This window comes from Williamwhitmania taraxaci, from assembly GCF_900096565.1.
Classification (GTDB): Bacteria; Bacteroidota; Bacteroidia; order Bacteroidales; family Williamwhitmaniaceae; genus Williamwhitmania; species Williamwhitmania taraxaci.
Window position 1 is genome coordinate 1 of sequence record NZ_FMYP01000065.1, and the last position, 23,473, is coordinate 23,473.

The 23,473-nt window shown below is 41.3% G+C and carries 21 protein-coding genes; 13 read left to right on the forward strand and 8 right to left on the reverse strand.

Annotated elements, in window-relative coordinates; translation table 11 throughout:
- The first annotated feature begins 338 nt into the window (after positions 1–338).
- The 5 genes from BLS65_RS14090 (at position 339) to BLS65_RS14110 (ending at position 6,931) form a co-directional block, all read left to right on the forward strand.
- Positions 339–1,178 (forward strand): hypothetical protein, encoded by an 840-nt coding sequence (locus BLS65_RS14090; RefSeq protein ID WP_092440113.1) that lies wholly within the window; start codon positions 339–341, stop codon positions 1,176–1,178.
- Between the two features lie 136 nt (positions 1,179–1,314).
- Positions 1,315–1,881 (forward strand): helix-turn-helix domain-containing protein, encoded by a 567-nt coding sequence (locus BLS65_RS14095; protein ID WP_212590564.1) that lies wholly within the window; start codon positions 1,315–1,317, stop codon positions 1,879–1,881.
- Between the two features lie 110 nt (positions 1,882–1,991).
- Positions 1,992–4,412, forward strand: coding sequence for a heavy metal translocating P-type ATPase (locus BLS65_RS14100; RefSeq protein ID WP_092440115.1), 2,421 nt, complete (start codon positions 1,992–1,994; stop codon positions 4,410–4,412).
- Between the two features lie 53 nt (positions 4,413–4,465).
- The gene (locus BLS65_RS14105) at positions 4,466–4,675 is read left to right on the forward strand and encodes a cation transporter (RefSeq protein ID WP_092440117.1); all 210 of its coding nucleotides are present in this window, start codon (positions 4,466–4,468) and stop codon (positions 4,673–4,675) included.
- A gap of 411 nt (positions 4,676–5,086) precedes the next feature.
- The gene (locus tag BLS65_RS14110) at positions 5,087–6,931 is read left to right on the forward strand and encodes a methyl-accepting chemotaxis protein (protein WP_092440119.1); all 1,845 of its coding nucleotides are present in this window, start codon (positions 5,087–5,089) and stop codon (positions 6,929–6,931) included.
- A 307-nt stretch (positions 6,932–7,238) separates the two neighbouring features.
- Here the strand turns inward: BLS65_RS14110 and BLS65_RS14115 are convergent, their stop codons facing one another.
- The gene (locus BLS65_RS14115; protein ID WP_092440121.1) at positions 7,239–7,691 is read right to left on the reverse strand and encodes a helix-turn-helix transcriptional regulator; all 453 of its coding nucleotides are present in this window, start codon (positions 7,689–7,691) and stop codon (positions 7,239–7,241) included.
- 107 nt (positions 7,692–7,798) lie between these two features.
- Between BLS65_RS14115 and BLS65_RS14120 the strand changes: the two genes are divergently transcribed.
- The 7 genes from BLS65_RS14120 to BLS65_RS14150 all read left to right on the forward strand — a co-directional run bounded on the left by BLS65_RS14120 (position 7,799) and on the right by BLS65_RS14150 (position 14,491).
- The gene (locus BLS65_RS14120) at positions 7,799–9,055 is read left to right on the forward strand and encodes a 3-oxoacyl-ACP synthase III family protein (RefSeq protein ID WP_092440123.1); all 1,257 of its coding nucleotides are present in this window, start codon (positions 7,799–7,801) and stop codon (positions 9,053–9,055) included.
- A complete protein-coding gene (locus tag BLS65_RS14125) occupies positions 9,055–9,453 on the forward strand; it encodes a VOC family protein (protein ID WP_092440125.1) in 399 nt (132 codons plus the stop codon). Before BLS65_RS14120 ends, BLS65_RS14125 begins: the two co-directional genes overlap by 1 nt.
- Entirely contained in the window at positions 9,446–10,213 is a 768-nt protein-coding gene (locus BLS65_RS14130; protein WP_170830134.1) for an SDR family NAD(P)-dependent oxidoreductase, read from the forward strand. The genes BLS65_RS14125 and BLS65_RS14130 overlap by 8 nt, the downstream gene beginning before the upstream one ends.
- 20 nt (positions 10,214–10,233) lie before the next feature.
- The gene (locus BLS65_RS14135) at positions 10,234–10,677 is read left to right on the forward strand and encodes a hypothetical protein (RefSeq protein WP_092440129.1); all 444 of its coding nucleotides are present in this window, start codon (positions 10,234–10,236) and stop codon (positions 10,675–10,677) included.
- An 11-nt stretch (positions 10,678–10,688) separates the two neighbouring features.
- The gene (gene glmS, locus BLS65_RS14140; protein ID WP_092440131.1) at positions 10,689–11,144 is read left to right on the forward strand and encodes a methylaspartate mutase subunit S; all 456 of its coding nucleotides are present in this window, start codon (positions 10,689–10,691) and stop codon (positions 11,142–11,144) included.
- An 11-nt stretch (positions 11,145–11,155) separates the two neighbouring features.
- Positions 11,156–12,607, forward strand: coding sequence for a hypothetical protein (locus tag BLS65_RS14145; RefSeq protein WP_092440133.1), 1,452 nt, complete (start codon positions 11,156–11,158; stop codon positions 12,605–12,607).
- A gap of 255 nt (positions 12,608–12,862) precedes the next feature.
- Entirely contained in the window at positions 12,863–14,491 is a 1,629-nt protein-coding gene (locus BLS65_RS14150; protein ID WP_125869885.1) for a mucoidy inhibitor MuiA family protein, read from the forward strand.
- Positions 14,492–14,606: 115 nt separating this feature from the next.
- On the opposite strand, the gene BLS65_RS14155 is transcribed toward BLS65_RS14150, so the two are convergent.
- The 4 genes from BLS65_RS14155 to BLS65_RS14170 form a co-directional block, all read right to left on the reverse strand.
- The gene (locus BLS65_RS14155) at positions 14,607–15,284 is read right to left on the reverse strand and encodes an ion transporter (protein ID WP_092440137.1); all 678 of its coding nucleotides are present in this window, start codon (positions 15,282–15,284) and stop codon (positions 14,607–14,609) included.
- Between the two features lie 326 nt (positions 15,285–15,610).
- Positions 15,611–17,137 carry a carbon-nitrogen hydrolase family protein gene (locus BLS65_RS14160; RefSeq protein WP_092440139.1) on the reverse strand — a complete coding sequence of 509 codons (1,527 nt, stop codon included), beginning with the start codon at positions 17,135–17,137 and terminating at the stop codon, positions 15,611–15,613.
- A gap of 6 nt (positions 17,138–17,143) precedes the next feature.
- On the reverse strand, positions 17,144–17,953 hold the full coding sequence (locus tag BLS65_RS14165; protein WP_170830135.1) for a mechanosensitive ion channel family protein: 810 nt from the start codon (positions 17,951–17,953) through the stop codon (positions 17,144–17,146).
- A gap of 154 nt (positions 17,954–18,107) precedes the next feature.
- Positions 18,108–19,985, reverse strand: coding sequence for a mechanosensitive ion channel family protein (locus tag BLS65_RS14170; RefSeq protein ID WP_092440141.1), 1,878 nt, complete (start codon positions 19,983–19,985; stop codon positions 18,108–18,110).
- A 356-nt stretch (positions 19,986–20,341) separates the two neighbouring features.
- Between BLS65_RS14170 and BLS65_RS14175 the strand changes: the two genes are divergently transcribed.
- Positions 20,342–21,046 carry a GIN domain-containing protein gene (locus BLS65_RS14175; RefSeq protein ID WP_092440144.1) on the forward strand — a complete coding sequence of 235 codons (705 nt, stop codon included), beginning with the start codon at positions 20,342–20,344 and terminating at the stop codon, positions 21,044–21,046.
- A gap of 366 nt (positions 21,047–21,412) precedes the next feature.
- Here the strand turns inward: BLS65_RS14175 and BLS65_RS14180 are convergent, their stop codons facing one another.
- The 3 genes from BLS65_RS14180 to BLS65_RS18645 all read right to left on the reverse strand — a co-directional run.
- Entirely contained in the window at positions 21,413–22,519 is a 1,107-nt protein-coding gene (locus BLS65_RS14180) for an SPFH domain-containing protein (RefSeq protein WP_092440146.1), read from the reverse strand.
- A 3-nt stretch (positions 22,520–22,522) separates the two neighbouring features.
- Entirely contained in the window at positions 22,523–23,221 is a 699-nt protein-coding gene (locus BLS65_RS14185) for a zinc ribbon domain-containing protein (RefSeq protein WP_092440148.1), read from the reverse strand.
- A 4-nt stretch (positions 23,222–23,225) separates the two neighbouring features.
- Positions 23,226–23,473, reverse strand: a 248-nt coding sequence (locus tag BLS65_RS18645) for a hypothetical protein (protein WP_212590565.1), incomplete at its 5' end; no start/stop codon positions are given.

The following is a 23,473-nucleotide window of genomic DNA, read 5'->3' on the forward strand; positions in this document are numbered from 1 at the left end:
GACAGCGCATCCTAAAGCTCTTTTCGGCCAAGAAATACCACCTGCTGCTGGAGTGAAGCGGCCACGCTGCTGTGCCCAATGGGAAAGGTATGCCCGCGCCTCAATAGCTAGTAATTGAATACCTGACACTTACGGTTCGTTACGGTTTTTATTGTTGCAGGCTTCCAAAAAAGGAAGTTGCAAACCATAGGGGGAGCGAAAAACGGAAGAAGTGACGCAAAGAAGGGCTATGTCGAACCAAAAAAATGGCAAAATATCCACCAAGCAAACCTAAATACGCTAAGATTTAAAACCTAGCAATCGACCTGCGGATTTAAGGAATTAAAAGAAATTTTAAGATGAAAAAAACAATTATAGTTCTCACCCTCGCTGTATTGGGATTTAGCGCAAGCGCCCAAGATAGCCTAGTGGTTAACAAGAGAGGCATTCCAGTTCTACCTAAAGCGGGAGATATTGGAATAGGTCTTGATGGAGGTCCATTCTTCGACTACGTTGGTAATATGTTTAACAGCAACACCAGCAACAGCCTCAACCTAAACGACAATACGCTCTACTTCCGTTACTTTTTGAAGGATGATGCTGCTGTTCGCGTACGTTTGCGCATTGCATCTACTAGCACTATTACAAACTACAACGTAATAGACGATGCTGCTAGAGTACAAAACCATCTTAGCAACAAAGAAGTAGAAGACAGAACTACCGTAAAGAATAACAATTATAACCTTTATGTTGGTTACCAACAATTCCGTGGCTACAACAGGCTTAGAGGATTTTACGGTGCCGACTTAGGGTTCGGTTATGGTAAAAGAAACTATAAAGCTGAATACGGTAACAAGATGAACGATCTAAACCCTGCTCCTTCCACGGCTATTCCTGGCGCAACAGCTGGTGATAGAATTGTTGAGCAGGTATCAACCACTCCGTCTAAAGCTATTAGTTTAGGAGTGTTTGCTGGTGCCGAATACTACTTTATGCCTAAGATTTGCGTAGGTCTCGAGCTTGGTCTTTCTTACGGAAAATCATGGGATGGACAAGAGTATACCAAGCGCGAGCATATGGTTGGCTCTATTAATGAAACTTACGATACAGTGGATAAGGCTGGCGGGGATAGCTACAGAAGCTTAACCACAGAGTTTCCTTACTCATATGGGAATCTATATTTCATGATTCACTTCTAGTATAATTGATTAGTGTTTAGGTTTAGGGCTGTTCGAAAGGACAGCCCTTTTTCTTTGTTAATATAACGTCTTAAATATCATCTACCAACAAACAATTAGCGAATATTATAGTTATAGTAGTTAGAATTTGCACAAGATGAAACTCTACATAAAAAATATGGTTTGCCCACGCTGCATTAGTGCAGTGGAACAAGAGTTGGCGAAAATAGGAATTATACCATCAAGCGTTAGACTAGGTGAGGTAATTCTTAACAGACCGTTAACCTTAGACCAGCGAGAATCCTTCGAAAAGCATATTTCAGCTATTGGCTTTGAACTGCTCGATGATAACCGAAAACGAATTATTGACCGGATAAAAACGCTGGTAATTGAAAATATACACCATACTCTTAGTATTAAACAGAAAGAGAACTTCTCAAACATAATAGCCCGCGATCTTCACCGTGACTACTCCTTCTTAAGCAACCTATTCTCGGAAGTAGAGGGACGAACAATTGAGCATTTTATAATTCAACAAAAAATTGAAAAAGTTAAGGAATTACTGGTGTATGATGAATTAACACTTAACGAAATAGCTGATAAACTTGGCTATAGTAGTGTTGCCTACCTTTCGGGGCAATTCAAAAAAGTAACCGGGCTAACCCCCACAAAATTCAAGCAGTTGGGGGATAGTAAAACACGGAAGATGTTGGATTCAATCTAGTTTTTTATTGACAAGTAAACCCTATTCTACCAAAATATCATAACTCTTTACCAAAATTTCGTAACACCACGCCAGCCTATCCATCCTATCTTTACAAAAAAGACTAAGCCATGGACATACAAAATGCCAAAGATACAATTCTGCCGATAGTCGGAATGCACAGCGAACAGTGTGCCAATACCCTAGACCAAACGATTGCCGATCAAAAAGGCATACTAAGCCATCGGGTTGAATTTGCCAACAATCGGGCCATTCTGATGGTCGATGAAGGGAAGGTAGATTTGGGCGGCATAATTAAGACTGTAAAAAGTCTTGGATACGATATTCCAACGAAGAAGCAAACATTTCCCGTAGTCGGACTTAGCTGCGCCTCGTGCGCCTCCAGCGCTGAGAGCATCACCATAAGTCAACTTGGTGTTCTTTCCGCTTCGGTAAACTATGCATCAGCCTCATTGCTGGTAGAATACCTACCTAACGTTATTAGCCCAATGCAAATGAAAGCCGCTGTGCAATCGGCCGGATATGATCTGCTTATTGAAGAAGAGGAATTGAGCGAGGACGTTCAAGATGAGATGCATAAAAACAAGCATAATCAACTAAAAACGAACACAATATTGGCTAGTGTACTGGCACTTCCAGTAGTTGCAATTTCTATGCTCTTTATGGAGATGCCCTATGGTAACTGGATAATGATGGCCCTTACCCTACCAATCGTATTCGTTTTCGGTCGCAGTTTTTTTATCAACGCTTACAAGCAAGCAAGGCATAGAAGAGCAAATATGGACACCCTGGTTGCTATGAGTACAGGCATATCTTTTTCTTTAAGCACTTTCAACACCCTTTTTCCTGAATTTTGGTATAGTAGAGGAATTCATCCGCATGTTTACTTCGAAGCTGCCGCCGTGGTCGTTGCATTTATACTCCTGGGTCGATTGCTCGAGGAGAGCGCTAAGGCAAATACCTCCTCTGCCATAAAAAAGTTGATAGGATTACAACCGAAAATGGTTACTATAATAAATAAGGAGGGAAAAGAAGAGGTAATACCCTCCCATCAGGTTGAAGTTAGTAATATAATCGTCGTAAAACCGGGTGATAGAATAGCCGTTGATGGAATAGTTACCACGGGTAACTCGTTTGTAGATGAGAGCATGATTACCGGCGAACCAATACCCGTTGAAAAAAGCAAAGGCGAAATGGTTTTTGCCGGAACCATTAATCAACGAGGTAGTTTCAGGTTTACTGCCGAAAAAGTTGGAGGGACAACCCTTCTTTCTCAAATTATTGCAATGGTTCGAGAAGCACAAGGAAGCAAAGCTCCCGTGCAAAAATTGGTAGATAAGATTGCCGGAATATTTGTTCCAATTGTAATTAGTATATCCGCGATTACATTTACTATATGGATAATTTGGGGTGGAGATAATGGGTTAGCGCAAGCATTACTATCAGCGGCCACTGTACTGGTAATTGCATGCCCATGTGCCTTAGGGCTGGCAACACCCACCGCCATAATGGTTGGTGTAGGAAAGGGGGCCGAAAAGGGGATTCTCATTAAAGATGCCGAGAGCCTAGAATTGGCACATCGGGTAACTAAACTGGTGCTAGATAAGACGGGAACAATAACCGAAGGAAAGCCACAGGTAACCGATTTTATCTCTTTTGCTAGCGACGCCACACTGAAGAGGATAATATTATCCATTGAGATGCTGAGTGAACATCCCCTCGCGGAGGCAATTGTCAACTATTTAAAGCAAGATACTCTTGAACCCGTTGTAACGGAAAATTTCCAAAGCATTACCGGCAAAGGGGTAACCGCTCAAGTTGCGGGAGAGAATTATCGCATAGGGAACCCAAACATGCTCTCAGAATTGGGTATCTTCCCCGACCCACAGGCAGCAACATTTATTGAAAAAGCACAATATGCAGCCAAAACATGCGTAATCGTCTCTCGCGAAAATCAAATCGTAGCCGCCTTTGCCATAGCCGATCGTATAAAGGTGAGTTCGGCAGAAGCAGTAGCCGAGTTGCAAGCAATGGGCATTGAGGTCTTTATGGTTACTGGAGACAATATTCATACAGCCGAAGCCATTGCACGAGAGGTTGGTATCACAGCCATAAAGGCCGATATGAAACCTACGGACAAGGCTGATTATATTAAAGGTTTGCAAAATTCGGGAGCAATAGTAGCCATGGTAGGCGATGGAATTAACGATTCCCTAGCCTTGGCTCAAGCCAATGTAAGTATTGCAATGGGAAAAGGTTCCGACATTGCTATAGATGTGGCTAAAATGACCATCATCTCCTCCGACCTTCGGTTGGTTGCAGAATCGATTAGGCTCTCAAGGAAAACAGTACGTACCATCAAACAAAACCTAGGCTGGGCTTTCGTTTACAATCTTATTGGGATTCCAGTAGCAGCGGGCCTACTCTACCCCATTTGGGGCTTTCTGCTCAACCCCATGATTGCTGGTGCTGCTATGGCACTTAGCTCGGTATCGGTGGTTACCAACAGCCTTTGGCTTAAAAAGAATTAGTCCAAGAACAAGCAAAAAAAAGTTACATAAACAAAACTAAAAACTGATAGAGCATGAAAACACTACAATTCACAACCAACATCAACTGTGGCGGATGCGTGGCCAAAGTAAAATCCTTGCTCGACACTGCCAATGGAATTGCCAAATGGAGTATTGATACCGCAAAACCTGACAAACTACTTGTGGTTGAAACGGAAACACTTACAGAGGAAGAAATAATTTTAATGATTGCCAGTAAAGGATTTAAGGCCGAAAGACTTTAAAGCGTTTACTTTTATGACTAAAAACACATCCCCGTTGGCATTGCCAATGGGGATTTTTATTGTCAGAATGTAGAAGATTACGAAGCAAACTACCTGAAAGAAAATTGTTTAATACTATTACAGAAAATATAAACCAATCGATAATTGAGTTTTTAAAGACCAAATAAAAATAGCCAAAATGTTAACATAAATCATCTTTTTTCGAGAATCAATTAGCGCTTTAGTTAATACATTTAGCAACGTCACTCAACCTCCTTTCCGGTCAACATCAAGCACTGATAATCAAAACGTTAAATATTTTTGGTGCGGAAAATACACAGTGAATAATACACAGCATATAATATACCCACATAACCAGCCAAGAGGAAATGGGGTAAGATTTAACTTATAAGAACCAAAATCAGCAGAAAGATGAAACAGAAATCAATTGTTAAGAAGTTCGCCTGGACGATTGGGACATTGACCAGTATTCTAATCATTGGACTAATTGCCTACACTGCCATTACTAACCTCCAATTAATGGGCGAAGGTGTAAAGCAATACGTGATGGAAGTAAACAAGGTTCAAAGTGGAAAAATTGGTGCAGAGCTGGATAAGACTCTCCTACAGGTAAAAAACCTTGCGGAAGTATTCGAAGTTAAACAGTCGGATAGAGACTGGGCTATCAAGGTGCTTGAGCAGTCATTCCAGAAAAATTCCGATTTACAAAGTTTAAGTATCATTTGGGAGTCAAATGGCTTCGATGGTAATGATGCAGTAAACAAAGGTAAGATAGGAAGTGATTCCGAGGGTAGGTTTATACCAATGGTAAGCCAAGCAGGCATCACCACAAACAATATCTTTGAAAACACAGAATTTAATGACTGCTATATTACGACAAAGTCAAAACAGTCCTCCACCGTTTCAAACCCAAAAGAGATTAATGGAAATCTGATAGTAAGCCTAGCCAGCCCAATTCTTCGTTCAGGAAAACTAGTTGGGGTTGTATGTGCCAACCTCCAGCTAAAAAAGATTCAGACCATTCTTGAAGGAACAGATGTATTTCGTGGAGTGGGTGAAATATCCGTAATTTCCAACAACGGATTTATTGTTGCAAACTCAAAACATCCAAATCTTATTGGAAAGAGTCTGAAAGAGGTTGTTCCCGATTATGACCTTCACATGGGATATCTCCACAATGGAACTCAAATTATGTGGGACGACGGAACAAATGGTTTTATTGTTAGCCCAATAATCATTGGAAATACAGACGAACCTTGGCAGATATTCATTATAGGACCTGTTGCTGCACTAATGCAAGATGCACTCCATCAACTGAAAGTTCAGGTGATAATAGGTTTAATACTCATCATCTTAATGATTGGAGTAGTTATCGTTGTAGTAAAACGTTCCTTTCAACCCTTGCTAAACCTTAATGAGGCGAGCGTATTGATAGCCAAAGGAGATCTCTCCAAGCGCGTACAAGTTCACTCAAAGGATGAGATTGGGCAACTCGCTTCAACATTCAACGAAATGGCCGAACGATTAAGCGAAGTTATTGGTGCTATTGCCGAAAACAGTTTTAGCATAAACTCAGCCAGCCAAGAGTTAACCTCAATTTCGCAGCAACTTTCCCAAGGTGCCAGCGAACAAGCCTCTAGCACTGAAGAAATCTCAAGTTCTATTGAGGAGATGGCTGCCAATATCCAGCAAAACACCGATAATGCACACCATACCGAGAAAATGTCTAAACAAGTTGAAGAAGACATGGAGAAAGTTATTGAAGCCTCCAAGAAGAGTATGGAATCAGTTAAAGAAATCGCGGAGAGCATTGAAGTTATTAGCGAAATTGCTTTTCAAACAAATATTTTAGCTTTAAACGCAGCAGTTGAAGCAGCAAGAGCAGGAGAATCGGGACGTGGATTTGCAGTGGTAGCAGCCGAGGTTAGAAAGTTAGCGGAACGCAGTAGAGTCGTTGCCACCAAGGTGAACACCCTATCCAAGAAAAGTTTGGACGATACGCAAAGAGCCCAAAGTCTTTTGAATACCACAATGCCAAATATTACCAACACAAGTCGGTTGATTCAGGAAATTGCAGCCTCCAGCTACGAACAAAATACTGGCGCCGAACAAATCAATAGTGCAATTCAGCAACTCAACCAAATTACCCAACAAAACGCAGCGGTGGCCGAGTCGGTTTCCTCAAGTGCCGAAGAGCTGGTAAGCAAGGTCAATTTACTGGAAGATGCCATCTCCTACTTTAATTTGGGAAAATAATATCAACTGGAAATTTAATAGAATTAACGCCATAAGCTAAATTAGCCTATGGCGTTAATTTTTAAGCAGTTTACGTATAATATTGCCATACAGACAACCACCTATCGTATTTTCATCAAAAAACCAGATCTCGCCAATAAAAATTGACGAACGATCAACTTTTACCCTCCCAATCCAAAATTCAGCAGGACCATCACAACGGAGGATATTTGCCACAAAAAGAATACATAACAAGTTATAAATAAGTAACTTTTACATAAATAAACATTCGTTAGATTGTTTGTCACGAAATTGTCATGAAAACGATTTAGTCACCTTTTCGATCGTTTAAAATGCAAACCATCTCCTGAAGGTTGGCTACTTGACTGTCCTGCGTAGTTATTACTTTCTGCAGTGCACTGATAATGCGCTCCTTATCCACACACTGTTTGCATTCCGATTCCGCAGGTTCAACTCCAACCGCATCGATAGCAGTGGATAGGTTTGTATAACTGCACGCACCACTGGGGTTGAGATGCTGGTTTTTCTCCCGGAAATAGAGACCTGAGCCTAAAACTAAATACTCGGGACTCGCGCCAAACTCAATACAGAATTTCTGTATGAGATCTAACCCAACATTCGTTCTCCCTTTTAAAATTTCGTTGAAAGCCTGCGGTCGATAGTTAAGCCTTGCTGCCACGTCTGCCCTAGATTTTACAAGACCAGCATTTTCAACCAGTTCGAAAAGCAAAACAAATCTACTTCGAAACTCACTCTCCATAAATACACAATTTCTGTATCATTTAATTGCATATACAGTATTTCTGTATATATTTGTAATACTAATATAGCCCAAAATAATTGTATTTAAAATTAACCTACACTAAGATGAAATCAAACTCAGGAGTAATTAGCATGGGTGGCTACTACCCAGGGAAAGCATTCCCCGTTAAGTCGCTAGCTGGTTTTGTGAACTATTTGAAAGCAAATACTCATCTGCCAGTGGAGTATATACAGGAAATTGAAACCACAGGCCAACACCCCGGGTGGTCAGAATCGAACGAAGATGGTTGGGTGAATCAACCATGGTACGATGCATGGATTCAAACGCTTCCTGAAAAGAAACGTCAAAACCCATTTCAAGGAGGAAAATTTCGCTGCCGGGTTCCAATGGATCCAGAGTCAATCCGTTCCTCCCGATTTCCACATCCCATGCTAGCCTCCGATGCTGAAACTATCGCCGGAGCCATGGCCATATTTAGCTCTGGCTTATCGAAAGAGGATATCGACTTGGTTATCGTATCATCGCTTGTGCCCGACAGGCATGTTCCACTGAATGCCTCACTTGTTCAGCATAAACTACAGCTGCCAAATGCCGGCGCATACAATATGGACACTTGCTGCTCGTCGTTTATAACCATGATGGAAACGGCTATGGCACTAGTAAATACGGGAGTAAAAAAGAACATTTTAATTGTAGCAAGCTCCCTCGATTCTATCATCAACGACAAATCAACCTACTATTCGGTATGCACTGGCGATGCTGCAGTGGCGGGGATTGTTTCGAAAGTTGAAGAGGGCTGTGGCTATATAACCTCTGCCTCTATTAGTAATGGAGCAAGGCACGAGGCCATAGTCTTTCAATCGAGACAGCCCCTACTGTTTAAGGGAACAAGCCAAGGTCCTACCCACGAGCAAGAGTGCGTTACCTTCCTAAATCCTGAACTCACCCGCCAAATTGGGGCTACCGCTCAAGAGGATATGCTTCATGTCGTTTCGAAGGCCCTCGACAAGCGAGGTTTATCAAGCAAGCATATCGACTTTGCAGCATTTCATCAACCAGTGAAATGGGCACCCCATGCATGGCGTGAAGCAATTGGTTTGGCCCCTGAAAAAATTGTAGAAACCTATGAACTCTACGGGAATATTGCTTGTGCAGCTGCAGCAACTAACATGCTGGTGGCACTCGAGCGCAAGTTGATTAAAGCCAACGATAACCTTTTGATTGCCTCCTCCGGCGTTGGTGAAAACCACATAGCTCTGCTTCAAAAAGTATCGGTAAAGTTGGTGGAAAACATGAATCGCTACACTGGAGGAACAAGCACAGAGAAACTGCAACCAGCGAAAAACTTAGTTGTGCACTAATGGCCATCAAGATTCATCACATCGCCCTCAAGGTTTCGGACACTGAAAAAGCCGCCCAAATGCTCTACGGCAAGGGCGGCTTTAAGGCCGACGAAACGACATATTTTGCAGAAGTTGGAATGAAAATAGGCTTTGTGAACTATCGGGGTACCCTGATGGAGCTACTTCAACCGGTTGATATCGACTGTCCGATAATCAACGACAAAGATGGACTACATCACATTGCCTTTGAGATGGAAAATCTGGATGAATTCCACGCCCAATTGCAGAACATTCCAATTTTTCAAGAAATACAGGATATCAGAAGAGGTAGAGAAGGCAGGATATTTTTCTTTCGAATGAAAGCAAAACCGTTCGTTTGGTATGAATGCATGGAAAAGCCAAAATCTAATGAATAATAGAGTTGCTATAGTTACTGGAAGCACAAAAGGGATAGGCCGTGCAATTGCCTATAAACTAGCACAGAACGGTAACACCGTTATTGTTACTGGCCGCGACACCCTACTTGGAGAGGAGGTTGTATCCGAGATTAGGAATAAGGGCGGAGAAGCTCATTTTTTTCGAGTTGATCTTTCAATTCTTACTGAGGTAGAATCATTTTGCCATGCGATTTTAAACCAGTTTGACAGGCTCGATATTCTGGTAAACAATGCCGGAATTTCGGGTCATATGGGTCCAATCATCAGCACGCCCCTATCCCAACTATCTTCGGTATTTAGGGTAAACGTAGAGAGTATATTCCTCATGTGTCAAAAGTTAATTCCACTGATGGAAAAGGGAAACCATGGAAGAATAATCAACATTTCATCCATTGCCTACCGACTGAACCCGGCAAATTCGGGAACCTATAACATGAGTAAGGCAGCGCTTAATGCCCTTACCCAAACATTAGCCAAGGAGATTGGTCCGCTAGGAATTACGGTGAATGCCATTGCACCTGGTTTAATACTTACCGAACGCATTCAAAACGAAAGATTGCCAGGATTGGCTCAGAAAGCAGGTATCTCCATTCAAGATATGCAACTGGAATTAACAAAAGGAACCAGCACTCGACAGCTTACTACCCCTGAGGATATTGCCTCAATGGTAACTTTCCTGTCCTCATTGGAAGCTGGCTCCATTACCGGCGAAATAATTAACATCTCTGCGGGAGTTTAACCATCCAAAAGCCAAAGCCAATGATACCAAGCTACCAAGAACTATCCGATTTTATGCAGTCTTACTTCCATGCCTATAACCACTATGGACAAACGGAAGAAACGATGCATCACATGGATCGTTACTATGCCGACGATTTTGTCTCCATTGCGTATATGCAACTTGAGGGACAGGATTACCCGCTACGCCTTGAGCCAAAACGCGTTTGGCTCGATTTTCTGGTACAAGGACACCTCCGCATTGTGGAAGATTTTATCCCACTGGAATACTCCATTGATCCGGAAAAGTTCACCTGCACGGCACGTCTTCAAATTAAGAAATATGCAAAGGTGGGCGGCATGCTCATTACCGATATGGATGCTATTGCTTTTTATAAACTAAGAGTGACAGAATCGGGTAAACCTATTCTGCGCTCGCTACACTTCTACTGTGGCGATCCTTCGAAGTTTGCAAGCCTTTACTAAACAATAAAACTATGCAACGAAAAATAAGCGACTATAACCTAATAACCGGAGTCATTGGCGAGGATGTCCATGTAACTGGAATTAGAATCATGGAGCACGCCCTCCGAAGCGAAGGCTTTACGGTGCACTCCCTTGGTATTCACAATACTCAGGATGAGTTTGTTGCTGCTGCGGTGGAGCACCATGCGGACGCATTGATCATTTCATCGCTCTGTGGTCATGCAGAACTCCTAATGGAAGGTTTGCGTCAAAAATGTGATCAGGCCGGCATCGGCCATATCCACCTCTGCCTTGGAGGTCAACTGGTCATCAGCGAAGAGCCTTGGATTGTTACAGAAAACCGATTTAAGCAACTGGGAGTAGATCGGGTAAACGTTCCCTTTATTCTGCCCAAAGATGCCATCGCCCTGCTGATTGAGGATCTAAAAATCAGGGCGGAAAGTTTCGATAAAAAACCCACTGCCTAACTATTTTTAAAATGGAGATTAAGAATAAAAAATGGGACCGTGACTTCTTCTTTAAGGAACGGCTAAATATTCTATCGCAGTGGCCAACCGGTAACGAGGTAGATCTAAAGGATGCTTTCAGGTTTCACCATTGCATGCATCCCCTGAAAAACGCCTCCAACAAGGCAATGGAGGCGTTGAAAACTGGTAAAACCATGATGTGCCCGTCTACAGGAAAGGATACCATTGAGGCCCACAAAGGGCTGCTCCTGTATATGCAAGAGGAGGCCAAGGTTGAATTTGTAACCACCTATATCGATAGCCTTACCCGGAACAGCAAGTTTGCCTTGGCCAAGCAGGAATTAGAGAAGGCTATTAAAACTGGATCTCCCCGATTGAATGGTTTTCCGGTGGTAGAACATGGCATTGCCGGTAATCGCGAAGTTATTAATGCCCTTAAAATACCGGCACTACTCTTTGGTCCAACCCCCGATGCCAGGCTAGCCCATGAGATTGGACTGGCAGGTGGACATACGGGCTACAGCGGTGGTCCCATGATCAGTTTCTGGAACTACACCAAGAATGTTCCGGTAGAAAATATCATATATAACTTTCAATATATCAATAGGCTAATGGGCCACTACGAGGAGCATGGTGTCCCAATGCTCTACTGCGTAAGCGGAGCCATGCCCGCCACCAGCCCACCTTCGCTAATGATTACACCCGAAATTATCGAAGTATTGATTGCTGCCGAACAAGGCGTTAAACATGTTCAACTCAACTGCTGGGTACAAGGGCACTTTGCTCAGGATCTTGGAATGATTGTCACCTTCAAAAAGTTAGCAAGGGAATATCTGGATCGTTTTGGCCACACCGACGTAAAACTTACCACTTACTGCGTTAGCCCAACCGGAAGATTCCCGCTTGCACAGGACCAGGTATATGGGCTCATCTCTTACTATTCGGTGCTGGCGGTTCTGGGTCAAGTGCAATTAGTAGGTTCCCGCACGATTGACGAGGCGCACCATATCCCAACCAAAGAGGGAACCGCCCACAGCTTCCGCTGCGCAGCCATGGCCATAAACATGCTTCAGCCACAAAACTTCAATGTGCTGGACAATATCGACGTAAAAACAGAGGCCTACTACATAGAAATTGAAACAAGGGCCATGCTCGAGAAAGTGCTGGAACTAGGCAAGGGTGATATTGTGGTAGGCACAAAACTTGGTGTAGCGGCAGGCATTTTAGACCAACCCTACTCTACCAGCCAACTGGTTCATTCCAAGGTACTGGGCGTAAAGGATGCCACTGGAGCCGCACGCTTCTACGACTTTGGAAACCTCCCCTTCGATGCCGAAATTCGCAATTTCCACCGAAGCAAAATCAATGAAAGGGAGAAAATACTTGGCAAGAAGATCGATTACGATATCTTGGTAAAAGATCTCACCGCAGTGAGCGATGGGGCAATATTGCCGAGGTATTAACTAAGAGGGAGTTAAAAGAAGTTAGAGAATACGATATTTACCACAGAATCAAAATTAACGCCGACATAATGTCGGCGTTTTGCTTTAGAGTAATAATTTCCAGTGGAAAGGCGCAGAAGATTCTTTTGTTCAGCAACAACAGAAAGCTTAAACTTATTGAGAGATGGTCATTTTTTATCTTTTAACATCTCTCTTTTTCCCTATCTTAGTGTGGAATTTCAAAACAGTTGCATCTTTACTGAAAACTATACCACCATGAAGCATAAACTCATCGCCATTGTTACCGGAACATTGCTCACATTCAGTGTAGCCGCTCAGGTACCGGTTAACTCAAAGATTGAAAGAGTAACAGTTTTTGTTACGGGAGCACAAATTACCCGCACAGCCACCCTCGACCTCAAGGCGGGAACCACTGAACTGGTGTTGGGAAACCTCTCCCCTTACATCAACGCTCAAAGCATTAGCGCCGGGCTATCCAACGAGGTTACTATACTATCGGTAAACCAAGGAATTGACTATCTTAATCAGCAGGGTAAAACGGAAGAGATAGCCAAACTGCAATTACAGCAGAAGAATTTACAGGAGAAGATAAAGTTGGAGCAGAACCGAACCACCATTCTTCAACAGGAGGAAAACCTTCTGCTCAACAATCAGAAGTTGGGCAGCCAAAATGCAGGCATGAAGGTTCTGGAGCTGCGCGAAGCGGCCGATTTCTTCCGCAACCGACTTACCGAAATCAGCAATATGAAGATGGAGGCGCTAAAGAGCGTTGACTTGCTTAATCTTGAAATAAACAAGATTAATAGACAACTTCAGGAACTAAACGGAAAAGTTGACGAGCCCACCGGTGTAATAAAGTTGGTGATATCATCCAAAACGGCCACAAGGAGCCAACTCACCCTCTCCTACTTGGTAGCAAATGCAAGTTGGAATCCATACTACGATCTAAGAATTTTGAATATCAACCATCCAGTAACCATTGGCTATATGGGAACCGTGGCTCAAAGTTGCGGTGAAAACTGGGAAAACGTTAAGCTGGTGCTCTCCTCGGGCGATCCAAGCCGGAGTGGCCTAAAACCAGAGATTAATCCTTGGTACCTCTCCATTTACGAGCCACCCATTTACCGTAGAAGCAATGCGCCAATGTCTATGCAGAAGATGGAAACTGAAATGGATGAGAATGTGAGACTGGAGGAAGTTGTAGTTACCGGTTATGGTGTAGTAAAGGAAAAGAAAGCATTCTCGAAGGTTGCCCCGGACAACATGCGCACCAACGAAACCACCGCCGAATTTGAGGTAGTTGAGCGGTCGAACATCCCTAGCAATAATAACACCTACAACGTAAGCGTGGCCGAGTTAACAGTTCCAGCCTTCTTCAACTACGAAAGTACACCAAAGCTCGACAAGGCGGTGTTTCTTTCGGCTGGTATAACAGGATGGGAGGCCTTCAACCTTATGGACGGACAGGCCAACCTCTACTTTGAGGGAACCTACGTGGGATCGACCTATCTCGACACCAAAAATGCCTCCGACACCATGAGCATTAGCCTTGGACGCGATAAAGCTATCAGCATCAACCGCGAAAAGGTGAAGGATTTCTCGGCAACGCAGATGCTCAGCTCGCAACGCAAGGATACCCGTACTTGGGAAATAACAGTGCGCAACAACAAGGCGCAAAAAATTGCCCTTATCCTAGAGGATCAGATCCCTCTTTCGAGCAATAGCGATATTGTGGTAGAAAAGGGTGATTTATCGGGTGCCGAACTTGAGGAGAAAACCGGCAAGCTTACTTGGAAGTTAAACATGGAACCAAAGGAGACAAAAAAAATTAAGTTTAGCTACTCAGTGAAATATCCAAAGAAGGGGAAGGTGATATTAGAATAGTGAAGGGTGAGTGATGAATTGTGAATGGATGACCAGCCCTGATTAGTGTTGAACGATATATACTAACAATTAACACAACGTTGCTATCGGACAAACAAATACCAGAAGTGTCTTTTCACAATTCACCTTTTCGCTCTTCACTTTTCTCCCTCCGTTCGTCCATAAACCAAGAGGTAACAAAGCCGGTAAATGTTCCAAAGAGACCAACTCCGGTAACCATTAAAACTACAGCAATAATACGCCCTTCTGTAGTAACCGGATAGAGGTCACCGTATCCAACTGTGGTAACAGTGGTGAAAGCCCACCAAAGTGCATCACCTGCCGTTTTTATGTTGCTATTGGGGGCCGTCTCGAAACTTAATACGCCAATGGACGAAAACATAATCACTAGAACAGAAAGTATTACGACTGAAGAAAACGCCCCCTTAATTCGGTCACGAAAAATATAGCTAACCAAGTAATGGGTGGAGCGAAACGCCCTAACAATGCGGAATAGCCGAAACAACCGAGCAACGCGTCCTATGCGCAGAAAATCTACATTAGGAATGCTCGCCAAGAGATCAATCCATCCCCAGCGCATAAACTTAATCTTACTCTCCGCATTAAAGAAACGATAAAGAAACTCGAATAGGAAGACCACACACACCATGGTATCGATGACGTGTAGCATATGCGAAACCTCAGGACGAATAGGAACAAATGTATCAACGACTATTGCGCCAAGCACATAAATCGACAAAATCATTATCAACAAATCCAAGAAACCTAGTTCCTGCCCCTTTCCATTTTCCATATCGAGACTGATTAATTACTAAGACAAAACTAACTATTAGATTTTTCTAATGCCGAATTAACCGCACTATTATTGCAATAAAGTTGCAATTATTAACAATATGAGGATAAGTGTATCTTACACTCGACTAATGAATTCAGCATCTTTAAATGTAAAACAAAAGGCTGCACGTAAATGCAGCCCTTATTCATGTTAATAATTGATAATAAAACACTTGCCGGATATTTTTTAAAAAATTCGCGGTTACGGCAACTCTAGCTAGGATAGCGACAACTCTACACGTTGTGGAGTCGCATAAGTAACTATCAACAATATCTTCAAAACGTTTATCGCCTAGTCAAATTGAAGAGGTCTAGCCTCCTATCTTTAAGGTTTCTCACGCTGCCAAACTGACTCAATTCTTTTAGTAAATCTAGATCCACATCCACAATTAGTATCATTTCGGTGTTTGGTGTTGATTCAGCCTTAACGCCATTGGCCGGGAATGCAAAATCACATGGTGTAAACACCATTGATTGAGCATATTGAATATCCATATTATGAACTTTCGGTAGGTTTCCTACACTACCTGCAATGGCCACATAACATTCGTTCTCGATTGCACGAGCCTGTGCACAATGCCGAACGCGCGAAAAGCCATTTTGAGTATCGGTAAGAAACGGGATGAATAAGATTTTCATACCCTCATCGGCTAAAATTCTGCTCAGTTCAGGAAACTCTGAATCGTAACAAATCAGTATACCAATCCGACCACAATCGGTATTAAACGTTTTTAGCTGGGAGCCGCCTTTCAATCCCCACACCTTTTTCTCATCGGGAGTGACGTGCAATTTTTCATAACGATCGATTTTTCCGTCCCTATGACACAAATAGCCCACGTTATACAAGAGATCATCAATTACCTCAGGCATACTTCCCGTAATTATATTAATGTTATACGAGATAGCCAGCTGCGAAAAACGGTCAACGATTTCCTTCGTATAATCGGCCAACTTCCGAATTGCATCCGGTTCCGACAAATGGTTGAAGGCAGCCATAAGAGGTGCATTAAAGAATTCAGGAAATAGAGCAAAATCGCTCTTATAGCCCGATACGGCATCAATAAAATACTCAGCCTGCTGCATAAGCTCTTCAATATCCTTATACAGGCGCATTTGCCACTGAATAAGACCTATGCGAACAATAGGCTTAATTGTCCTTATACTCTTGGTTGGTTTCTCATAGTAAATATTGTCCCATTTCAAGAGTACCGCATAATCCTTTGAGGCAGAATCGCCTTCCATATAACCCTTCATGATTCGCGAGGGGTAAAAATCATTCGACATTTGGAAGTTGAGAACGGGATCATCGATTTCACGAAGCTTCACTTTCTCAATATACTCCTTGGGCGACAACGTATCCGAATATTTGTAATAATTGGGAATACGTCCTCCAAAAACAATACTCTTTAGATTTAGCTTTTCACACAACTCTTTCCTATAATTATAGAGCCGTCTACCTAGCCGTAAGCCCCTATATTCGGGCTTTACAAAAACTTCAATCCCATACAAAACATCCCCATCACTTAAGTGGGTATCAAATGTATAGTTGCTGGTTATTTCCTGATACGAATGCTTATCACCAAACTGATTATAGTCCACTACGATAGACAAGGCACAAGCAGCCATTTGATTGTTAATTTTCACGACAACCTGTCCTTCGGGAAAAATAGAAATCAGCTTTTCTATTTTCGCTTCCCTCCAATAGGTATTGGGCATGGAAGGGTAGGCTGCTATCATTATCGTTTTAAGCTCTTCATAATCGCTCAACTTAAGCAGCTCAATACGAATATTGTCAATCTCTTGTTTACTCATAAAATATCAATTGTTTGTATGTATAACACGCTGGGGAAATGGAATTGTAATTCCATTTGCTCTTAAAGCCTTAAGAATATCAATTCGGATATCACTCTTAATGTTTTCAACCCTAAAAATCTCATTTGTATAGAAATATACAGAGAAAATCAATGCAGAATCCCCGTAATCTTCAAATCGAACAAAGGGTTCCGGAGTTTTGAGTACCCGCTCATTACCCTTGGCAACGCCTATTAAAATTTCGATAAGAGGTAATACCTCAGTGGAATAATCGACACCAACAGTCACCTTAAATCTTGAAGAAATTTCGCTATGAGTCCAATTAATAACTCTATTGCCGGTGAGTTCCGAATTAGGAACAATTACGTAATAATCATCACGACCCAAAACCTTAGTCGTTCTAAAATTAATTTCCTGAACCGTAAAAATAGCATCATTTACTTCAACAATGTCACCCACCTTTAACGTTCCATCCAGCAAAAGAATAATTCCGGAAATAAAATCACTAAAGAGCTTCTGCAAACCAAATCCCAATCCTACAAGAAGTGCCGCAGAGCCAGCCAACAGTACTGAAATATCAAAGCTGAGGATTTTAAGGCTTATCAAGAAAGCAATAGTTGAGATTACGTAACGGGAGAGTTTATTTACTGAAAATTTTTTGGCAATATCTAATGTTTTTGATCGGAATATCAAACTCCTTAAAACAAAAAGAACAACAATAATTACAGAGATAAATATAACGAAACTGACAACATTGTACAGTTTCAAAGAATAATCGCCAAATTCGATTACTCGATTATCGAGAAATTCTTTCATAACATATTATTTTAAAACTCAATCCCACATCCATTACAATAATTTGAGCCTGTTTTATTTTTCTGACCACAGTTAAAACAATCCGTTTCGTTCTTTTCCGATTTTGACATTTCAATAGTAATAATTCCGGTTGGAACGGCTATAATGGCGTAACCTATTTATCATCTGGTTTATTTAGGGTAACCTTAAACGAAGGGGCTTGATATTCTTTGGCCAAATAGTCTGCAGGTATGGTGGTCATATTGCCATCTCTTGCAGCTCGGTAATGGGGCGATAGAATTTCAATGCCTCTTTCGTTACAAACATCCTGGATATGCTGATGTAAATTGGAGTATACCATAGCCTGTCTACTCGATTCTCTGGTGTAAGCATTTATTTGGTAAGAGACATAGAAGTCTTCCAAGCTGGTCTGCAAAACGAAGGGTGTTGGCTCTTTAAGAATCATATCCGTTCTCAATGCAGCATCGATTAAAGCTTGATGCATATCTTTCCAGGGTACATCGTAACCAATGGTTACCGAGGTGTATACTATGAGGCCACTGCCCAGTGCTTCCGTCGAGTAATTTGTGGTATTTCCAGAAAGCACGGAGGCATTTGGAATTGTAACAACCTCATTTTTAATAGTCCTTATTCGAGTCACGAGAAGCGTCTTTTCAACTACATCCCCTACCGTATCTCCAATTTTTATTCGATCGCCAATTACAAAAGGACGCATATAGGTAATTACTATACCAGCAACCATATTGGTTATAACGGAGGACGATCCAAAGGAAAATATAATACCAATAAACACAGAAACTCCCTTGAAAATATTTGAATCGGATCCGGGAAGGTATGGAAATAGGAGAACAAACATAAATGCATACAAAAGAAACCTAACAATACCATAGGTAGGCATTGCCCAGTCGGGATGAAAACCGGCCAACTTGAGCTTTCCGTCTTCAATCTCATGAAAAATATACTTTACAAATCTTATTACATACTTCATTACGAAGTAAATAACCAAAATGCTAAATAAATTAGGTAAGTATTTCCAGACAGCAACTAGAACACCCTTAAACGGCGACCAAATAAGATGAAAAAGTGCATCGGCCCAATTGCGGGAAAAGGGGAATATGCTAAAAATGGTAGGTAGTATGATGTAAAGAAGCATTGCATATACAAACCAGCGAAATATTTTTACCAGAAAAAGAACTACCTGCAACTCCTGTTGCGCAGTAAGAAAAGTATAATCGTTATAGGATAAGTCCTTAAGCCACTTATCGCTCTTCGATTCGATAAACAGTAGAAGTCGAGCATAACCTTTACCAATTAACCAGATTATAAACCAAGCGATTAATACAACCAGAACAACTAATCCTATCCTTAAAATCTGTTTCAACCAACTATGATCAGCCCTTGTAATTCTTATTGAATCTTGTATTTTGCCCTTAAATTCGCTGGCCAAATCGCCGATATTTTTACCGTACCAAATGGCATCGTTCTCCGAAACGCTGAGTATAATTAAATCGCCATACACTATATCAAAGGTATTCTCCGATTTTATAACCGTAATAGAATCTACTTTTAAAAAATCGTCATTATACAATTTTTTAATCTTATTGGTTATGCTAATTGCTCTCTCTTTTGCCGAAGAGGAACCTATTTTAGAGTAAACCAGCAGTAACGTATCGCCCGAAGCACCGAACACGGGATACCCCGTTGCACTTTTTCGCAAGGAGTCTATCCTTGCTTTTTTTAAAGCGATGCGCCCAATCTCTCTATCTGATAGTTTTTTTATCTGCTGTAAAAGGTCTTCCTTCTGCAGGTTGTCTGTTGTCTGAAGCGACTTCAATTGAATCTCTAATTCTGCTTTTTTTACAGAATCCGCAACACGTTGCTTCTCTATTTCAGCGAGTTTTTTATTTACTGCTTGCAATACGACAACATTTACGGAATCATTTTTGAGGCTTAAACTATCGGACTGTCCCCAAGATATTGTGCCAATCAACATCAGTATGACCAAACCGGAGATTGCTAGTATATTTTTCATATTCACAACAGTTTTATGGCTAAATATACAACAAACAAAGCAAACTCCATTTTTCGAGTAAATGTGCGATAATGAACACTCGATGTGCGGTTTTAAGCCAAGACAAGTGATGGAAACCAAACAAATAGTATCTATTAACAATTATGGTTCATACTGATACATATAATGGCACAATGTCTGTTATGTATTATGCATTAGTTTTGGAATGGGATGAAAAATTTTATTGGAATAGTTTTCGTTACCATTTCGGTAGTGACGCTAGTACTACACTACTCAATTATCCATCCAATTAAACGCTTAACCATATTGCATACATTAAGGCAAACAGTATAAAACCTAACCACAAAAAGAAAAAAATGAAACAGATAATGGGAATTATTTCCGTTGCAACATTGGTTGCAGTGGCAGTGCTACTGGGGAATGGAAAGGCTTTTGGACAAGAACCAAGTAAGCTTGAGGTTAACTTGACAAATGTGGTTGAACTCAAACTCGACGTATCATGCACATTAGTGCTTTCGCAAGGAACAAAGCCCATGCTCAGCATTGTTACAAAAAAGGGGTTAATGGGTGAAGTCACCACCCAGGTTGTAGGAAGCCAAGTGGTTATTAAAAGAGTTAATCGTGATCAGAAACGTGAAGATGTAACCATCTACATCACCCTGCCCAAACTTGAAAAGCTTCAAATCAGCAGAGACGTAAAGCTCAACACTACGAATATGCTCACTCTGGAGTCGCTCGAAATTAATGTGAATGGCGTTTTGTCTGGAAATTTAATCGTAACCACCTCTACCCTCGATATTCAAAGCAATGGTGTATTGAAGCTAAAAGCCAGTGGAAGCGCCGACATGCTCTCGCTCGATATGCCTGGAGTTGGAAATGCCGACATGCTCGATCTAAAGGTTAAGAAAGCCAAGGTTGAGGTTAACGGTGTGGGTAACGCTATGGTAAATGTTGAGGAATTCCTCGAAGCTGATGTTAACGGTGTAGGTAAGATTAGCTATAAGGGTTCTCCCCAGCTCAAGGTGAAGATATCGGGAATTGGGAAAGTAAAAGAGATTTAGAAGATGGAAGTCGGAAGACTGAAGACTGAAGACTGAAGACTGAAGATATAGTTACATAGAGATAGTATTAAGGCAGCCTCGGAAGAAGCGGCCTTTTGAATGCATTAAAGTGAGCCCGCATTTCGCCAAGGCATAGCAATAAAAAGCCCCGCAGTGCGGGGCTTTTGTTGTATCTCTAAGGAGTAGTTTATGAATTCGTTGAAAAGACCAAAGTCAGTGCGGACTATGATCCGTTTAATTTGTAACTCTACATGCAATAGGAAGAACATTCGCAGTTTCCATTATGAACCACCGAACATCTTGCTACAGCAAAAAAACAGAATAACTAACGAATCTATTTATTACTGATACAGGGTTAGTAGATGTCTACTTTGGTATTAGAGGAGGTATACTTCCAAATAATCCAGCTATTTCCTGAATTTTAACAGCAGTCATCCAATCAGCCATTCCCTCTTTCCATACCAAAGTATCTTTATTTACAGTTCCTGAATTAATCAGATTTTCAATATCTTGTAAAGATACCGGCCCTTTTTGAGTTTCGCTTTGAGCATAATAATAATTGCTCTGTTTCGAAAGAGGCGGCGGGGTTTGCCTGTTTTGATTTTCCTGATTGGCCTGTTGGTTCACGTTTTGCACCATCCCCTGAGCCATAGCAAATCCCATGCCCATGCCCATCCCTTCCGATGCTCCACCCGAAGGATTATTTGCAGCATCTTCAATTGCATTTGCGGTCTGAAATTTTGTATAGCTGTTCAAATCTCCGATGATGTTCATACTTGATCTTTTATCAAGCATTGCCTCCAATTCTTCTGGAAGGGATATGTTTTCAACAAGTAGATCAATGAGTTCAATACCGTAACATTCAAATTTTGGTTTAATTTTTGCGTTACAAAATGCACTAATTTCATTATACTTTGATGAAAAATCAATAACCGGAATTTTACTTTCGGCAATAAAATCAGAAAATTCGGTAACAATAAAATTCCTAAATTGGTCTTCGATTTTTTCTATTGTGAAAACACCATCAGTTCCCGATATTTCACCCAAAAAAAGTTTCGGATCTTTAACCTTAAAACTATAATTTCCGAATGCTTTTACCCGTATTGCTCCCAATTCTGGATCTCTTATAATTATAGGATTTGGAGTACCCCACCCCATATCGGTAAAGCGTTTGGTATTCAGAAAATAAACCTCTGATTTAAACGGACTATCAAAGCCGTATTTCCACCCCTTAAGGGTGCTAAGTATGGGAAGGTTCTCGGTCGACAAGGTGTATGTGCCCGGAAGAAATACATCTGCAAATTTCCCCTGATCAACGAACACAGCAGTTTGTGACTCTCTAACAATCAGTTTTGCATTATTTTTAATCTCATTGTCATGCCGTTCAAAACGATGTACAATGGTTTTATTGGTATCGTCGAGCCATTCAATAATATCAATCAGCTCGCCCCTTAAACTATTAAACAAACCCATAATTTACTTTTTAACGGGTGCCCCGCAGTTTTTACACTTAACATCTCCTTCTTTTAGCAGACCACCACACTTCTTACATTTAAGTGTTGCGATTTTTGTCGTGCTGGAGGAATTCTGCAACGAACTATCTGTCGAACTATTAACAGAGACATTTTTATCCGTTTCTATGGGACGATTATCGAGAATTTCTCTATAATGCGTTTCGAGACCATGCTCTATATCCTCAAGCCGTTTAGATTCATTTTCGAAAACAATCAAGGCCGAATCCGAAGAGTTATACTTAGCCTCAAGGAGCATATCTGCTTTTTCCAAATAACCAGTTGCTTCTTGTAGCAAGAATGCTGTCTTTGGCGAAAACTCATCGGTTTTAATATTTTCCTTAAGCGTTTTTGTTTGAGTTTTTAAAGACTCTATTGCGCTTTCAAGCCTATTTATAGTTTCAATAACCCCATGCTGGCATAACGAATTAGCATATTTCATTGCATGAATACGCTTTTTTTCGTCACCAAGTTTATTTGCTTGCTCCATGCTTTCTTGAGCCTTCAAATACTGGGCATTAATCTTATCAGCTAAACTCGGATATTTGGCTACATATTGTTCTATATAGATCTTGTTTGATTCCCATGCAGCAGCTTGATCTTTTACTGTATTCCCACAAGATACAATGAGGAACGTGAGTATAACTAGTACTAAATTTCTCATAATTTTATGCTGTTAGTATATCAATATTTGCTTTAATCCATCCCGAATCAGGATCATTTCCTTTCATATCAAGGCCAGCCATGAATTCCCAATAAACCTCCCTTGAATCATCCAATGAAGTGGCTTGTGAACTCTCAGGTAGGATAATTTCTTTTAAAAACCTAAATTCAAGTAACAAATGCAACTTATAGGATTGATTGGAGAGAAAGGAATTGCATTTTTTCAGAACAGGAAGATGAGAATTACTCACCT

Coding starts and splice junctions, on each gene's coding strand:
- BLS65_RS14170 (WP_092440141.1), bottom strand. CDS start 19,985: ATGAAAAATATACTAGCAATCTCCGGTTTGGTCATACTGATGTTGATT.
- BLS65_RS14090 (WP_092440113.1), top strand. CDS start 339: ATGAAAAAAACAATTATAGTTCTCACCCTCGCTGTATTGGGATTTAGC.
- BLS65_RS14160 (WP_092440139.1), bottom strand. CDS start 17,137: ATGAGTAAACAAGAGATTGACAATATTCGTATTGAGCTGCTTAAGTTG.
- BLS65_RS14110 (WP_092440119.1), top strand. CDS start 5,087: ATGAAACAGAAATCAATTGTTAAGAAGTTCGCCTGGACGATTGGGACA.
- BLS65_RS14125 (WP_092440125.1), top strand. CDS start 9,055: ATGGCCATCAAGATTCATCACATCGCCCTCAAGGTTTCGGACACTGAA.
- BLS65_RS14180 (WP_092440146.1), bottom strand. CDS start 22,519: ATGGGTTTGTTTAATAGTTTAAGGGGCGAGCTGATTGATATTATTGAA.
- BLS65_RS14100 (WP_092440115.1), top strand. CDS start 1,992: ATGGACATACAAAATGCCAAAGATACAATTCTGCCGATAGTCGGAATG.
- BLS65_RS14105 (WP_092440117.1), top strand. CDS start 4,466: ATGAAAACACTACAATTCACAACCAACATCAACTGTGGCGGATGCGTG.
- BLS65_RS14095 (WP_212590564.1), top strand. CDS start 1,315: ATGAAACTCTACATAAAAAATATGGTTTGCCCACGCTGCATTAGTGCA.
- BLS65_RS14185 (WP_092440148.1), bottom strand. CDS start 23,221: ATGAGAAATTTAGTACTAGTTATACTCACGTTCCTCATTGTATCTTGT.
- BLS65_RS14130 (WP_170830134.1), top strand. CDS start 9,446: ATGAATAATAGAGTTGCTATAGTTACTGGAAGCACAAAAGGGATAGGC.
- BLS65_RS14135 (WP_092440129.1), top strand. CDS start 10,234: ATGATACCAAGCTACCAAGAACTATCCGATTTTATGCAGTCTTACTTC.
- BLS65_RS14115 (WP_092440121.1), bottom strand. CDS start 7,691: ATGGAGAGTGAGTTTCGAAGTAGATTTGTTTTGCTTTTCGAACTGGTT.
- BLS65_RS14120 (WP_092440123.1), top strand. CDS start 7,799: ATGAAATCAAACTCAGGAGTAATTAGCATGGGTGGCTACTACCCAGGG.
- BLS65_RS14165 (WP_170830135.1), bottom strand. CDS start 17,953: ATGAAAGAATTTCTCGATAATCGAGTAATCGAATTTGGCGATTATTCT.
- BLS65_RS14155 (WP_092440137.1), bottom strand. CDS start 15,284: ATGGAAAATGGAAAGGGGCAGGAACTAGGTTTCTTGGATTTGTTGATA.
- BLS65_RS14150 (WP_125869885.1), top strand. CDS start 12,863: ATGAAGCATAAACTCATCGCCATTGTTACCGGAACATTGCTCACATTC.
- glmS (WP_092440131.1), top strand. CDS start 10,689: ATGCAACGAAAAATAAGCGACTATAACCTAATAACCGGAGTCATTGGC.
- BLS65_RS14145 (WP_092440133.1), top strand. CDS start 11,156: ATGGAGATTAAGAATAAAAAATGGGACCGTGACTTCTTCTTTAAGGAA.
- BLS65_RS14175 (WP_092440144.1), top strand. CDS start 20,342: ATGAAACAGATAATGGGAATTATTTCCGTTGCAACATTGGTTGCAGTG.